The organism is Labrys sp. Lb11 (assembly GCF_057554225.1).
Genome location: NZ_BAAJOT010000009.1, coordinates 233774 through 246439 on the forward strand (window position 1 = coordinate 233774; position 12666 = coordinate 246439).

Genomic DNA, 12666 nt, shown 5'->3' on the forward strand with positions numbered 1-12666 from the left:
TCCCTGTCGGGCCGTTCTAGCGACGGCTTGCGGTTGCGGCGAGGCGTTTCTATGTCCGGACGGATTTTGCCGCCGGGCGTGCTATAGAATCCCCAAGCCCGCCCGCCGGCCGGATCACCCGCCCGGTTCGTTTCCCCGTCCGCCGGGGTGCCGAGACCCCACCGGCCGTTCAGACCCGTCTCGCCGGGCCGGGACGGGCGGCCTCGCATCCCGCCCCATCCCCGATCTTGGACATAGAGCATGGCCTCCGATCTCAAGCTTTCCCTTGCCCCGCTCGCGGCTCCCTCCGGCGGCGTCTGCGTGATCTTCGCCGATGCGGGCCTGTCGGTCGGGCCAGCCACCGCCGCCTTTCTCGCCGAAGCCGGCGATCTCCTGAAGCGGGCGGCGGCGGCGGACAGCTTCAAGGGCAAGGCGCTGTCGGCCCTCGACATCGTGGCGCCGGCCGGGCTGGCCGTGTCGCGGCTGATCGTCGTCGGGCTCGGCAAGGCCGAGGACATCGCCAAGGCGGACTGGGTGAAGATCGGCGGCTATGTCGCCGGCCGCATTCCCGCCGGCGCGACCGCCGCCAGCGTGCTGCTGGAGCTGCCCGCCGGCCCGCTGGAGCCGAGCAAGGTCGCCGATATGGGCCTGGGCGCCCGCCTGAGGGCCTACAGCTTCGAGCGCTACAAGACCAAGAAGAAGGATGCGGACGCCGAAGCCGGCGCCCTGACGCTGACGCTCGCCGTCGGCGACGAGCGCGCGGCCAAGAAGGCGCTGAAGGGGCGCGAGGCCATCGCCGACGGCGTGGTCCTGGCGCGTGACCTCGTCAACGAGCCGCCGAACGTGCTCTATCCCGAAACTTTCGCCGATCGCGCCAAAGCCTTGGAAAAGCTCGATGTCGAAGTCGAGATCCTGGACGTCAAGGCGATGCGCAAGCTCGGCATGGGAGCGCTGCTCGGCGTCGGCCAGGGCTCGGAGCACGACAGCCGCCTGGTGGTGATGCGCTGGAATGGCGCCAAGGATGCCGACCAGCAGCCTATCGCGTTCATCGGCAAGGGCGTCACCTTCGACACCGGCGGCATCTCGATCAAGCCGGCGGCCAGCATGGAGGACATGAAGGGCGACATGGGCGGGGCTGCCTGCGTCGTCGGCCTGATGCACGCGCTGGCGGCCCGCAAGGCCAAGGTCAATGCGATCGGTGCCATCGGCCTGGTGGAGAACATGCCGGACGGCAACGCCCAGCGGCCGGGCGACATCGTCACCTCGATGTCCGGCCAGACCATCGAGATCATCAACACCGATGCCGAAGGCCGCCTCGTGCTCGCCGACGTGCTCTGGTATATCCAGGATCGGTTCAAGCCGAAGTTCATGGTGAACCTGGCGACGCTGACCGGCGCCATCCTGGTCGCGCTCGCCCAGGAATATGCCGGCTTGTTCTCCAACAATGACGAACTCTCGGCCCGGCTGCACGAGGCCGGAACCAGGACCGGCGAACGGGTCTGGCGCCTGCCGCTCGGCCCGGAATACGACAAGATGATCGATTCCAAGTTCGCCGACATGAAGAACACGGGCGGTCGGCATGGCGGCTCGATCACCGCCGCCCAGTTCCTGCAGCGTTTCGTCAACGACACGCCCTGGGCGCATCTCGACATCGCCGGCACGGCCATGGGCTCGCCGGCGAGCGAGACCAACCGCAGCTGGGGCTCGGGCTGGGGGGTGCGGCTGCTCGACCGTCTGGTGGCAGACCACTATGAGAGCTGACCGGCGTGCAGGTCGTCCTCTTCGGCACGCCGGACAGTGTCTATGTACGCATGGTTCGGCTCGTGCTAGAGGTGAAGAACATCGGCTATGATCTTGTCATAACCGATGTTTTCGACAAGGTGTCGTTGCCGGCTGACTATGTGGTGCGCCATCCGTTCGGCCGCATGCCGGCGATCGAGATCGACGGCGTCCGCCTCTACGAGACGGATGCGATCGTCCATTATCTCGATGCGCTGCAGCCGGCGCCGCGGCTGCTGCCGGCAGACCCCCTGGCGGCCGCGCGCATGCGCCAGATCATGCGGGTGATCGACAACTACGCCTATCCCGCCCTGGTCTGGGGCATCTATGTGCCGCTGTGGTGGCGCGGGGGAGCGACCCCGGACGCGGCGGCGCTGGCCGCCGCCCGCCGGGCGCTGGCGGCCCTCGGCGACCTCGCCGCGGTGGCCCGGCTTGCCGCGGAACCGTCCCTGGCCTGGTGCTACCTGGCGCCGGTGCTGGCCGCGCTCGACAGCGTCGAGGCCGGCGCGCGCCTGCTCGATGAGCAGGCCGGGCTCCGCGCCTGGTGGAACGGGGTTCGCGATCTGCCGGCAATGGTTGCCACCCGCTCGGCCGGGACGCAGAGTTGAGGCCGATGACCGACGCTCTGTTCTACCACCTCCAGCACGCGCCGCTCGAGAAGGTGCTGCCCGGCCTGCTCGAGCGCTCGATCGATCGCGGCTGGCGCTGTGTCGTCCAGGCGCCGGCCGAACGGGTGCGCATGCTCGACGATCTGCTCTGGACCTATGCCGAAGAGAGCTTCCTGCCGCACGGGGTCGAGGCCGACGACGGTCCCGGGCAGCCGATCGTCCTCGTCACCCATGCCGGCAACCCGAACGGGGCGAGCGTGCGCTTCCTGGTCGATGGAGCGCCGCTGCCGGATGACGCGGAGAGCTATGAGCGGCTGGTGGTGCTGTTCGACGGCAATGACGAGGAGGCGGTTGCCACGGCCCGCGCCCATTGGAAGGTGGCGAAGGGCAAGGGCCTCACAGCCACCTATTGGCAGCAGAACGACAGGGGCGGCTGGGAAAAGCGGGCGTGATCAGGGCTCGGCAACGTCTTGCTAACCATGGCATGCTACCCGCCTCGCGCTTCGATTCCCGGAACATCCTCATGATTCCTCGCGTGACTGCCGCGCTCGCCGCGGTCCTGCTGCTCGCCGCCTGCCAACAGACCGGGCAGCGTCCCCGGCCGGTCGTCGTGGCCGATGCCACGCCGTTGAACTCCAAGTTCGCCCAGGCGGGCGACGGCACCGTGATCCCGGATTTCAAGCCGGATGCGGAGGCGGCCGCCTTCGCCTCGCGCTGCGGCGGCGGCCGCGGCGGCTCGATCGCCATGGGGATGAGCGAGTGCGATCTCATCGGCATCAAGGGCACGCCCAGCCGGGTGGTGGGCGGCCTCGACCAGCAGGGCCGTTCGCACAACGCGATCTGGTATGTCGAAGGCGGCGTGCGCACGGTCTACAAGTTCGACGACGACCGGCTGATCGGCATCATCCGATAGGCGTCGCGGAGCCCGGTCCTCAGGTCGGCGGGGCGGGGCTCAGACGCCGATATTGTCGATCAGTCGGGTGCGGCCGAGACGGGCGGCGACGAGCAGGCGAACCGGCTCCCGGCCGTCGCCGGCCAGCGGGGCCAGCGTGCCGGCATGCCGGGCCTCCAGATAGTCCAGCGCAAAGCCGGCCCGTTCGATCGCCTCGCGCCCCTCGGCGAGCGCCGTCGCGGCATGGCCGCCGGCACGAATGGTGCGGGCGCAGGCCGTCAGCACCCGGTGCAGCGCCGGTGCGACGGCCCGTTCCTCTGCGGAGAGGTAGCGGTTGCGCGAGGACAGGGCGAGGCCGTCGGCTTCGCGAACCGTCGGCAGGCCGATGACGCGGGTCGGGATGTCGAGGTCGCGCGCCATCTGGGTGACGACGATCAATTGCTGGTAGTCTTTCTCGCCGAACACGGCGATGTCGGCCTGCGCCTGTGCGAACAGCTTGGTGACCACCGTGGCGACGCCGGCGAAATGCGTCGGGCGGAAGCGGTCCTCGAGCCCGGCGACGGCCGGTCCGGCAAGCGAGACCGTGGTGGCGAAGCCGGCAGGGTACATTTCCGTCGGGGCCGGGATGAAAGCGATGTCCGCGTCGGCGGCTTCGAGGCGGGCGAGATCGGCAGCCTCGGTGCGAGGATACTGGCTGAGATCCTCGCTGGCGGCGAACTGGGTTGGATTGACGAAGATCGAGACGATGCTGTTCCTGGCCTCCTGCCGGGCCTTGGCGACCAGGGCGATATGGCCGTCATGCAGCGCCCCCATGGTCGGCACCAGCCCGATGCCGCCTCCGTTCCGTCGCATGTCCGCGACGGCCGAGCGCAGGGCTGCGACGGTGCGCACGATCGTGACGGCCATGGGCGACTCCTCTGGTGCACTGCAAGATAGCGCCTGCCCGTCCCGGGCGACAGGCGATTGATGCCGCCTGCGAGCGGAATCTCGGCGGCTCGCGTCCGCCGGCGCGCCTCCGACGGCACGCCTGCGGGTCAGGGGGCGACGACGTGGAGCGGCTTGCCGCCCTTGCCGGGATCCCGGCGAGCGCCCGGCCGCTTGCGCGGGCGGCCGCGAGACCCAACTATCGGGAGGAGGAATCGCCGATGCCCGACCTGCCCCGCAAGCCAGCCCCTGCCGAGCCGCCCGCTCCGTCGGACAGCGCCGCCGTGGCCGATTTCCTGGCCAAGGTGCGGGCGATGCCGCCCGCCGGCGAGCGCGGGCGTCTGATCTTCGCGCTCGATGCCACGATGAGCCGCCAGCGCACCTGGGACACGGCATGCCGCCTGCAGGGCGAGATGTTCCGCGAGGCCGGCCGCGTCGGCGGCCTGGATGTGCAACTGGTCTATTTTCGCGGCCTTGGTGAGTGCAAGGCCTCGCGCTGGGCCTCGGACCCCGAGCGCCTGGGGGCGATGATGGCGCGCATCGACTGCCGCGGCGGCCACACCCAGATCGGGCGCGTGCTGACCCATGCGGCGGGCGAGGCGCGCCGGCACCGCATCGGCGCCCTGGTCTATGTCGGCGATGCGGTGGAGGAGCCGGTGGATGCTCTCTGTGCCGGGGCGGCGGAACTGGCCTTGCTCGGCGTGCCGGTGTTCGCTTTCCAGGAAGGCCGCGACGCCGGCGCCGAGGCGGCGTTGCGCGAGATCGTCAGGATCACCCGCGGCGCCTGGTGCCGGTTCGATGCTTCCGCCGCCAACGAACTGGCATCGCTGTTGCGCGCCGTCGCCGCCTATGCGAGCGGTGGCCGCAAGGCGCTGGCGGAGCTGTCGGCCCGCGAGGGCGCCGGCGCGACACTCCTCCTGCAGCAGATCGGTGGCGTATGAGCGGGCTTCTTCTCGGGATCGTCGCCCTGGCCGGCGCGCTGTGGATGCTCAAGAGCTTCACCCAGGCCAGCCCCAGCGCCATGTCGCGCCTGATGCGCAAGCTCGGCGGCTATGCGGCTATGGCGGCGGGCGCGCTGCTGCTGGTGCGGGGACGCATCGACTTCGCCATTCCGCTCTTCGTCTTCGGCGCGGGCCTAGCCGGCTGGATGCCGGGCTTGCAGGGCGTGCTGGGCCAGTTCGGCGGCGGCGGGGCGCGGCCGACGCCGGGGCGCACGACGACGGTGCGTTCGCGCCTGATCGTCATGGAGCTCGACCACGACAGCGCCAGCCTGCGCGGCCAGGTGATCGCCGGCCGTTTCGCCGGGCGCAGGCTCGACGACATGGCTCCGGAGGAACTCGGGGCGCTCTACCGCGAGGCGGCCGGCGATGCCGACAGCCGCTCACTCCTTGAAGCTTATCTCGACCGCCGGGCGCCCGGATGGCGTGAACACTTCCAGCAGGACGCGGCAGCGGGGGCGCGCGAGGGTGGGCGGCGCGGCGACGCGATGACCAAGGAGGAAGCTTATCAGGTCCTTGGGGTGGAGGCGGGGGCGAGCGCCGACGACATCCGTCGTGCGCACCGGACGCTCATGAAGAAACTCCATCCCGACCAAGGGGGGTCGACGTACCTGGCGTCCCGGGTGAACGAGGCCAGGGATGTTCTTCTCGGAGGCCATCACTGAGTACTCCAACGCTACGCAACAGACGGACTTGGCAGGCGGTCACAGGCGGACGGGCAGGCAGGAGAAGTCGCGCGACTTGAGGGCGGCGCAGGCGGCCTGCGCCTGGCGCTGATCGTTGAAGCCGGCGAAGCGGGCCCGCCACAGGGTCGTGCCCTTCTTCTCCACGGTCTCGGTGAACGGCTCGGCGCCGGCGAGGGTGCGGTGGCCGGTGGACTGGGCCTTGGTCAAGAGCTTCTGGGCCTCGTCCTGGCTCTCGGTGGCGCCGATCTGGATGATCCAGCCGGTGTGGGCCGGAGCGGTGGCGGCGGCAGGCGGGGAAGCGGGCTGTTCCGGCGCGGCCGCTGCCGCGGCCAGCTCGCCGATGGCGTCGCCCTTGTCGTCGACGCGGAAGGTGGTGGTGCGCACCGTGGCGGTGGTGATCGGCTCGGAGCCGGTCTGCTGGCTGGTGCGAGCGGGGGGGGTGGCGGGAGCGGTGGCGACGGGGGCCGGGCCCTGGACCCAGCGCATCACCGGACCGGTCTCGACGGTCGAGGCTACGGCCGGGCGGGCGATCTCGAGCGGCCTGGGCTTCGGCATGGCGGTCGGCTTGGGCGCGGGCACCGTGTCGGCGAGCGAGGCCAGCTGCATCGGCGCGGCCACGGGCGCATTCGCCTTGGCCTTCGGCGTCTCGGCGACCACGGCCGGCCTGATCTTGGCGGGGGCCGGAGGCGGCGTCGCCGGATCGGCCATGGCGACCTGCTTGGGCAGGGGCGACGGCTCGACGGCGGCATAGAACTGCTGGGTCTGCCGGGTGCCGGCATAGGCGCGGGGCAGGTTGGAGGCGATCAGCTGGCGCATGGTGGCGTCGCGGGAGGCGCCGGAACGCCCGCCCATCACCACCGCGATCAACTGGCGGCCGTCACGCTTGATCGAGGTCAGGAGATTGAAGCCGCTCGCCCGGGTATAGCCGGTCTTGATGCCGTCGACGCCTTCGACGCTGCCGAGCAGGCGGTTGTGGTTGGGGATGCCCTGGCCGCGGAAGACGAAGCTGCGGGTGGAGAAGAAGCGGTAATATTTCGGGAAACGGTCCTGGATGGCGACGCCCAGGGTCGCGAGGTCGCGTGCCGTCGTGATCTGGCCGGGGTCGGGCAGGCCCGAGGCGTTGTGATAGGTCGTGCGCGACATGCCGAGCGAGCGGGCCTTGCGGGTCATCAGGACGGCGAAATTCTCCTCCGAGCCGCCGAGGGCCTCGGCCACCACCACGGCCGCGTCATTGGCCGAGCGGGTCACCATGCCCTGGATCGCATCGCCGACACTGATGGTGGAGCCGGGGCGCAGGCCCAGCTTGGTCGGCGCCTGCGCGGCGGCATGGGCCGAGACCGGCAACTGGCTGTCGAGCGACAGGCGGCCGGCCTGCAATTGCTCGAACAGCATGTAGAGGGTCATCACCTTGGTGACGGAAGCGGGGTGGCGCAGGCCGTCGGGATCGGTCTCGGCCAGGGTGCGGCCCGCCTTGACGTCGACGACGATCGAGGAAAAGCGCGGATTGTCGGTGAGGTTGACGGAGCGTGGCGCCTGGCGGGTACGGTCGGCCAGGCGCTGCTTCTTGGCGACATGGACCCTGGTGGTGTGGCGCTTGCGCGCCTCGGCCGAATCCGTATCGAAAGCAATCACGCTCGTGACGGCGATGACACAAGCAACCGCGATGGTGGCGCCCCGGCTGAGACCGCCCTTGATCCATCCTGACAACATCACGCGTCCCTACTTACTCTCCGCCGGCGTTCTGCCTGCGGTCCGCAACACATCACTCAGCGACGAAGGACAGGCCTTCGCTGTCGGGCAGTTTGCCGAATGGGTCGGCGGCGGCCTGACACTCGATTCTCCGGTCACCCGGACAGCACAGTCAACGACGCTAGGCCGACGCGGTTACGGATCGGTTAAACTGCGGTAATGTCAGGGCAAAGGTGGCGCTTTCTTGACACGATATCGCACTGCACCTATATCATGCTGCAGTGCACGATGGCCGTGCCGAGTACCCGATGCAGATCGCATAGAGCGGGCCGCCCGGCGGCTCGGAAATCAGGAGAGGCTCCCATGTTCCAGTCCATCGACGACGTGCAGAAGTTCGGCAAGGAGAACTTCGAACTCGCCAGCAAGAGCTTTGCCGCGATTTCGAAGGGCCTGCAGACCGTCGCCGCCGACACGGCCGACTACACCAAGAAGTCGTTCGAGGCGTCCTCGGCCGCGGTCGAGAAGCTGATCGGCGCCAAGTCGCTCGACAAGGCCATCGAGATCCAGAGCGAGTTCGCCCGCTCTTCCTACGAGGGCTTCGTCGCCCAGACGACCAAGGTCGGCGAGCTGTTCACCAACATCGCGCGCGAGAGCTACAAGCCCTATGAAGGCTTCCTGGCCAAGGCGCCGAAGTGAGAGCCTGACGCGGCTGCGACCTCGGGCCGCATGACCAGATTTTCGAAGGCCCGGCCCCTGCGCCGGGCCTTCGTCGTTTCGGGGCTCGCACGCCGCGCCGCGCAGAATTGCGCAGGCTGGCGCATCTGGTGGCGCAAACGCACTGGCGAAATGCCACAGGCATTTATAAATTGTGTGGCGGGATCGCGTCGGCCTGCGACTCCCCTCGTGCTTCGAGGCCGGGTTGCTTTCGGTTTTCATGATTGAATCAAGCACGTCCTCGCCGCAGTACCTGAGTGCGCAGCCCCTGCGCGCCATGGCCCGCGAGCCGCGCCTGCCGGGCGACGGCACGGGGGCGGCGGTGATCACCAAGACCAAGCCGCAGACCAAGCGGCCGCCGGTCTACCGGGTCCTGCTGCTCAATGACGACTACACGCCGATGGAGTTCGTCATCGAGGTGCTGGAGCGCTTCTTCAACAAGAGCCGGGAAGAGGCCACGCAGATCATGCTGCACGTTCACCACAATGGGGTGGGAGAGTGCGGCGTCTACACCTACGAGGTTGCCGAGACCAAGGTGACGCTGGTCATGGATTTCGCCCGCAAGCACCAGCATCCGTTGCAATGCGTCATGGAAAAGAAGTGAGGAACTGATCGTGCCGTCATTTTCCCGCAGCCTCGAGCAGTCTCTCCATCGCGCCCTGGCCGCCGCCAATCAGCGCCGCCATGAATACGCCACGCTCGAACATCTCCTCCTGTCGCTGATCGAGGATCAGGACGCGGCCGCCGTGATGCGCGCCTGCAACGTCGACCTCGACGTCCTGCGCCGCAACCTGATCGAGTATATCGACACGGAGCTGGAGAACCTCGTCTCGGACGGGCGTGAGGACGCCAAGCCGACCGCCGGCTTTCAGCGCGTCATCCAGCGCGCCGTGATCCATGTGCAGTCGTCCGGCCGCGAGGAGGTCACCGGCGCCAACGTGCTCGTCGCGATTTTCGCCGAGCGCGAGAGCCACGCCGCCTATTTCCTGCAGGAGCAGGACATGACGCGCTATGACGCCGTCAACTACATCTCGCACGGCATCGCCAAGCGCGCCGGCCTGTCGGAATCCAAGCCGCCGCGCGGCTCCGACGAGAACGAGGGCGAGACGCCCAAGACCGGACAGGGCGGCGAGGACGGCGCGAAGAAGAAGCAGGACGCGCTCGACGCCTACTGCGTCAACCTCAACAAGAAGGCGCGCGAGGGCAAGATCGATCCGCTGATCGGCCGCGACCTGGAGATCACCCGCACCATCCAGGTGCTGTGCCGGCGTCAGAAGAACAACCCGCTCTTCGTCGGCGATCCGGGCGTCGGCAAGACCGCCATCGCCGAAGGGCTGGCGCGCCGCATCATCGAGCGTGACGTGCCGGAGGTGCTGCAGGGCGCCACCGTGTTCGCGCTCGACATGGGCACGCTGCTCGCCGGCACCCGTTATCGCGGCGATTTCGAGGAGCGCCTGAAGCAGGTGGTCAAGGAGATCGAGGCCTATCCCGGCGCGATTCTGTTCATCGACGAGATCCACACCGTCATCGGCGCCGGCGCCACCTCGGGCGGGGCGATGGATGCCTCCAACCTCCTGAAGCCGGCGCTGGCCGCCGGGGCGTTGCGCTGCGTCGGTTCGACCACCTACAAGGAGTACCGCCAGTATTTCGAGAAGGATCGGGCCCTCGTCCGCCGCTTCCAGAAGATCGACGTGGCCGAGCCGACCATCGCCGACACGATCGAGATCCTGAAGGGCCTCAAGCCCTACTACGAGGAATTCCACAAGCTGCGCTACACCAACGACGCCATCAAGGCAGCGGTGGAGCTCTCGGCCAAGTACATCAACGACCGCAAGCTGCCGGACAAGGCGATCGACGTGATCGACGAGACCGGCGCCTCGCAGATGCTGGTGCCCGAGAACCGCCGCAAGAAGTCGATCGGCGTCAAGGAGATCGAGGCGACGATCGCCACCATGGCGCGCATCCCGCCCAAGAGCGTCTCCAAGGACGACACGGAGACGCTGCGCAACCTCGAGCTCAACCTCAAGCGCGTCGTCTACGGCCAGGACAAGGCCATCGCCCAGCTCTCGTCGGCGATCAAGCTGGCGCGGGCCGGCCTGCGCGATCCGGAGAAGCCGATCGGCAACTACCTGTTCTCGGGCCCGACCGGCGTCGGCAAGACCGAGGTGGCGCGCCAGCTCGCCTCGATCCTGGGCATCGAGCTCCTGCGCTTCGACATGTCCGAATACATGGAGCGCCACACCGTCTCGCGGCTGATCGGCGCGCCGCCAGGCTATGTCGGCTTCGACCAGGGTGGCCTGCTGACCGACGGCATCGACCAGCATCCCCATTGCGTGCTGCTGCTCGACGAGATCGAGAAGGCGCATCCCGACCTGTTCAACATCCTCCTGCAGGTGATGGACCACGGCAAGCTTACCGACCACAACGGCAAGACGGTCGACTTCAGGAACGTCATCCTGATCATGACCACCAATGCCGGCGCGGCCGACCTCGCCAAGTCCGCCTTCGGCTTCACCAAGTCCAAGCGTGAGGGCGACGACACGGAGGCGATCAACCGGCTGTTCACGCCGGAATTCCGCAACCGCCTCGACGCCACCATCCCCTTCGCGCATCTGTCGCAGGAGATCGTCGCGCAGGTGGTCGACAAGTTCGTGCTGCAGCTCGAGGCCCAGCTCGCCGACCGCAACGTCACGATCGAGCTCACCGAGGATGCCCGCACCTGGCTGGTCGCCAACGGCTATGACGAGCTGATGGGCGCGCGTCCGATGGCGCGGCTGATCCAGCAGACGATCAAGACGCCGCTGGCCGACGAGGTGCTGTTCGGTCGGCTGACGTCCGGCGGGGCGGTGCGCGTCGTCGTCACCACCGACGAGGCGGGCAAGCGGGCGCTCGGCTTCGAATATCCCGACGGGCCGATCGCCCCGAAGGCGGAGCGCGTCGTGGCCGAGGCTGCCCGCAAGCCGCGGCGCAAGTCGACCAAGCGGAGCAAGGCCAAGACCAAGGCGCCGGCCCTGCTGCTGGCGCCGAAGGGGCCGCGCGGAACGGTGCCGAAGGTGCCGCTCAAGACGGAGTGAGCCGCCGAGCCGCGCCATCGGCGACCGGCCTCTCGGGCCGGCCGCCGATCGTTCCTGCTTCGTGCCGCCCCTAGAGCAAAGCGCGTTTTGGTGCAAACGCACTTTGCTCCAACTCCTCGTTTCGACGTGTCTTTGCGACTTGACGCGATTCCGTCAGATCGCAACACGCTTTAGCCGCAGCCGCCCATGGTCCGATCGCAGGCCTTGCCGGCCCTTCGCGCCTCGCTCAGCCTGCCGGGCGTGGTGCTGCTCGGCTCGATGATCGGCTTCGGCGGGCTGGCGCATGACGCCGGCTGGGGCCTGTTCGAAACCGTGCTTTCCACCGCGATCATCTGGGCGTTGCCGGGGCAGGTGATCCTGATCGGTGCCCTGGCGAGCGGTACCGGCCTGCCTGCGGCCCTCGCTGCGGTCTCGATCTCCTCGATCAGGCTGCTGCCGATGGTATGTTCGCTGCTGCCGCTGCTTCGGCAGCCGGGCACGCGGCTCTGGACCCAGATCCTGGCCAGCCACTACGTCGCCCAGACCGTCTGGATCCTCAGCCTGCTCAACCTGCCGAAGGTGGAGCGGGACGCGCGGACCGGCTTCTTCTTCTGGATGGCCAATCTCACCGTTCTGCTCAGCGTCGTCGGCTGCGGCATCGGCTGGATGCTCGCCGGCCGGCTGCCGCGCCCGCTCGACGTGGCGCTCTTGATGCTGACGCCCGTCTCCTTCCTGCTGTCGACCGAGAAGACGGCGAAGAGCCTGGACGGCAAGCTCGCCTTCGCGCTCGGCCTTGCGCTGCTGCCGGTGGCGCATGTGCTGGCACCTCTGTTCGGCTTGGCGCAGTGGGATATTCTCATCACCGGTCTGCTGGGGGGCGTCGCGGCGTTCCTGGCCGGCGGTTGGCGGCGATCGGCATGAACGGGCCGGAGAGCCCCTGGGCGCTGTCGCTGATCGTTCTCGCCGCTGCGGCGGTGTCCGACGTCTGGCGCGTGCTCGGCGCCCTGGTCGCCGCGCGGATCGACGAGACGTCCGCCGCCTATCGGCTGGTCAAGGCGGTGGCCACGGCCTTGATCGCCGCCATCATCGGCCGGCTCGTGCTCTATCCCGCCGGGACCCTGGCCGAGGTGCCGGCCTGGCTGCGGATCGGCTCGATGGCGGCGGGCTTTGGCGCCTATTTCGCCGCGAAACGTTCGATGATCGTCGGCACCGTGGTCTGCGAGGCGCTGCTGGCGATCGGCACGTTCTGGTGGGACTGAGGCGCTTCGCCCGTCCGGCCTGCAGACGGGCGTTGCCAAAGTCGCCGCGGCGGTGATGATGCTGCCCGTCCTGTCTCCCGACGCC

Annotated in this window: 13 protein-coding genes; 11 read left to right on the forward strand and 2 right to left on the reverse strand. The window is 68.7% G+C overall.

Annotated features, from left to right (window positions below; all coding sequences use genetic code 11):
- The first annotated feature begins 240 nt into the window (after positions 1-240).
- The 4 genes from AC27L4_RS29910 to AC27L4_RS29925 all read left to right on the forward strand — a co-directional run bounded on the left by AC27L4_RS29910 (position 241) and on the right by AC27L4_RS29925 (position 3279).
- Complete coding sequence (locus AC27L4_RS29910) at positions 241-1740, forward strand: leucyl aminopeptidase (protein WP_487146278.1); 1500 nt, start codon at positions 241-243, stop codon at positions 1738-1740.
- A gap of 5 nt (positions 1741-1745) precedes the next feature.
- On the forward strand, positions 1746-2366 hold the full coding sequence (locus AC27L4_RS29915) for a glutathione S-transferase family protein (RefSeq protein WP_487146279.1): 621 nt from the start codon (positions 1746-1748) through the stop codon (positions 2364-2366).
- A 5-nt stretch (positions 2367-2371) separates the two neighbouring features.
- Positions 2372-2818, forward strand: a complete 447-nt coding sequence (locus AC27L4_RS29920; RefSeq protein ID WP_487146280.1) for a DNA polymerase III subunit chi — start codon at positions 2372-2374, stop codon at positions 2816-2818.
- Positions 2819-2889: 71 nt separating this feature from the next.
- A complete protein-coding gene (locus tag AC27L4_RS29925; RefSeq protein ID WP_487146281.1) occupies positions 2890-3279 on the forward strand; it encodes a hypothetical protein in 390 nt (129 codons plus the stop codon).
- Between the two features lie 39 nt (positions 3280-3318).
- Here the strand turns inward: AC27L4_RS29925 and panC are convergent, their stop codons facing one another.
- Positions 3319-4164 (reverse strand): pantoate--beta-alanine ligase, encoded by an 846-nt coding sequence (gene panC, locus AC27L4_RS29930; protein ID WP_487146283.1) that lies wholly within the window; start codon positions 4162-4164, stop codon positions 3319-3321.
- Between the two features lie 239 nt (positions 4165-4403).
- Between panC and AC27L4_RS29935 the strand changes: the two genes are divergently transcribed.
- Together AC27L4_RS29935 and AC27L4_RS29940 are read left to right on the forward strand one after the other, a co-directional pair.
- Positions 4404-5123, forward strand: coding sequence for a vWA domain-containing protein (locus tag AC27L4_RS29935; RefSeq protein WP_487146284.1), 720 nt, complete (start codon positions 4404-4406; stop codon positions 5121-5123).
- Positions 5120-5845, forward strand: a complete 726-nt coding sequence (locus tag AC27L4_RS29940; protein WP_487146285.1) for a DnaJ domain-containing protein — start codon at positions 5120-5122, stop codon at positions 5843-5845. Before AC27L4_RS29935 ends, AC27L4_RS29940 begins: the two co-directional genes overlap by 4 nt.
- 39 nt (positions 5846-5884) lie before the next feature.
- Here AC27L4_RS29940 and AC27L4_RS29945 read toward each other — a convergent pair whose 3' ends face one another.
- Positions 5885-7576, reverse strand: coding sequence for a serine hydrolase (locus tag AC27L4_RS29945; RefSeq protein ID WP_487146286.1), 1692 nt, complete (start codon positions 7574-7576; stop codon positions 5885-5887).
- A gap of 342 nt (positions 7577-7918) precedes the next feature.
- On the opposite strand from AC27L4_RS29945, the gene AC27L4_RS29950 reads away from it, so the two are divergent.
- From AC27L4_RS29950 to AC27L4_RS29970, 5 genes are all read left to right on the forward strand, one after another.
- Positions 7919-8251 (forward strand): phasin family protein, encoded by a 333-nt coding sequence (locus AC27L4_RS29950; protein ID WP_487146287.1) that lies wholly within the window; start codon positions 7919-7921, stop codon positions 8249-8251.
- A gap of 238 nt (positions 8252-8489) precedes the next feature.
- A complete protein-coding gene (clpS, locus tag AC27L4_RS29955) occupies positions 8490-8873 on the forward strand; it encodes an ATP-dependent Clp protease adapter ClpS (RefSeq protein WP_487146288.1) in 384 nt (127 codons plus the stop codon).
- 10 nt (positions 8874-8883) lie between these two features.
- Positions 8884-11343, forward strand: coding sequence for an ATP-dependent Clp protease ATP-binding subunit ClpA (gene clpA / locus AC27L4_RS29960; protein ID WP_487146289.1), 2460 nt, complete (start codon positions 8884-8886; stop codon positions 11341-11343).
- Positions 11344-11529: 186 nt separating this feature from the next.
- Positions 11530-12243: an AzlC family ABC transporter permease gene (locus AC27L4_RS29965; protein WP_487146291.1), complete on the forward strand. Its 714-nt coding sequence runs from the start codon at positions 11530-11532 to the stop codon at positions 12241-12243.
- Complete coding sequence (locus AC27L4_RS29970; RefSeq protein ID WP_487146292.1) at positions 12240-12581, forward strand: AzlD domain-containing protein; 342 nt, start codon at positions 12240-12242, stop codon at positions 12579-12581. Before AC27L4_RS29965 ends, AC27L4_RS29970 begins: the two co-directional genes overlap by 4 nt.
- Positions 12582-12666: the final 85 nt, after the last annotated feature.

Bases quoted from the DNA above. Each gene is read 5' to 3' on its own strand.
- AC27L4_RS29935 (WP_487146284.1), top strand. From the start codon at position 4,404: ATGCCCGACCTGCCCCGCAAGCCAGCCCCTGCCGAGCCGCCCGCTCCG.
- AC27L4_RS29920 (WP_487146280.1), top strand. From the start codon at position 2,372: ATGACCGACGCTCTGTTCTACCACCTCCAGCACGCGCCGCTCGAGAAG.
- AC27L4_RS29970 (WP_487146292.1), top strand. From the start codon at position 12,240: ATGAACGGGCCGGAGAGCCCCTGGGCGCTGTCGCTGATCGTTCTCGCC.
- AC27L4_RS29950 (WP_487146287.1), top strand. From the start codon at position 7,919: ATGTTCCAGTCCATCGACGACGTGCAGAAGTTCGGCAAGGAGAACTTC.
- AC27L4_RS29945 (WP_487146286.1), bottom strand. From the start codon at position 7,576: ATGTTGTCAGGATGGATCAAGGGCGGTCTCAGCCGGGGCGCCACCATC.
- AC27L4_RS29925 (WP_487146281.1), top strand. From the start codon at position 2,890: ATGATTCCTCGCGTGACTGCCGCGCTCGCCGCGGTCCTGCTGCTCGCC.
- AC27L4_RS29940 (WP_487146285.1), top strand. From the start codon at position 5,120: ATGAGCGGGCTTCTTCTCGGGATCGTCGCCCTGGCCGGCGCGCTGTGG.
- AC27L4_RS29910 (WP_487146278.1), top strand. From the start codon at position 241: ATGGCCTCCGATCTCAAGCTTTCCCTTGCCCCGCTCGCGGCTCCCTCC.
- panC (WP_487146283.1), bottom strand. From the start codon at position 4,164: ATGGCCGTCACGATCGTGCGCACCGTCGCAGCCCTGCGCTCGGCCGTC.
- AC27L4_RS29965 (WP_487146291.1), top strand. From the start codon at position 11,530: ATGGTCCGATCGCAGGCCTTGCCGGCCCTTCGCGCCTCGCTCAGCCTG.
- clpS (WP_487146288.1), top strand. From the start codon at position 8,490: ATGATTGAATCAAGCACGTCCTCGCCGCAGTACCTGAGTGCGCAGCCC.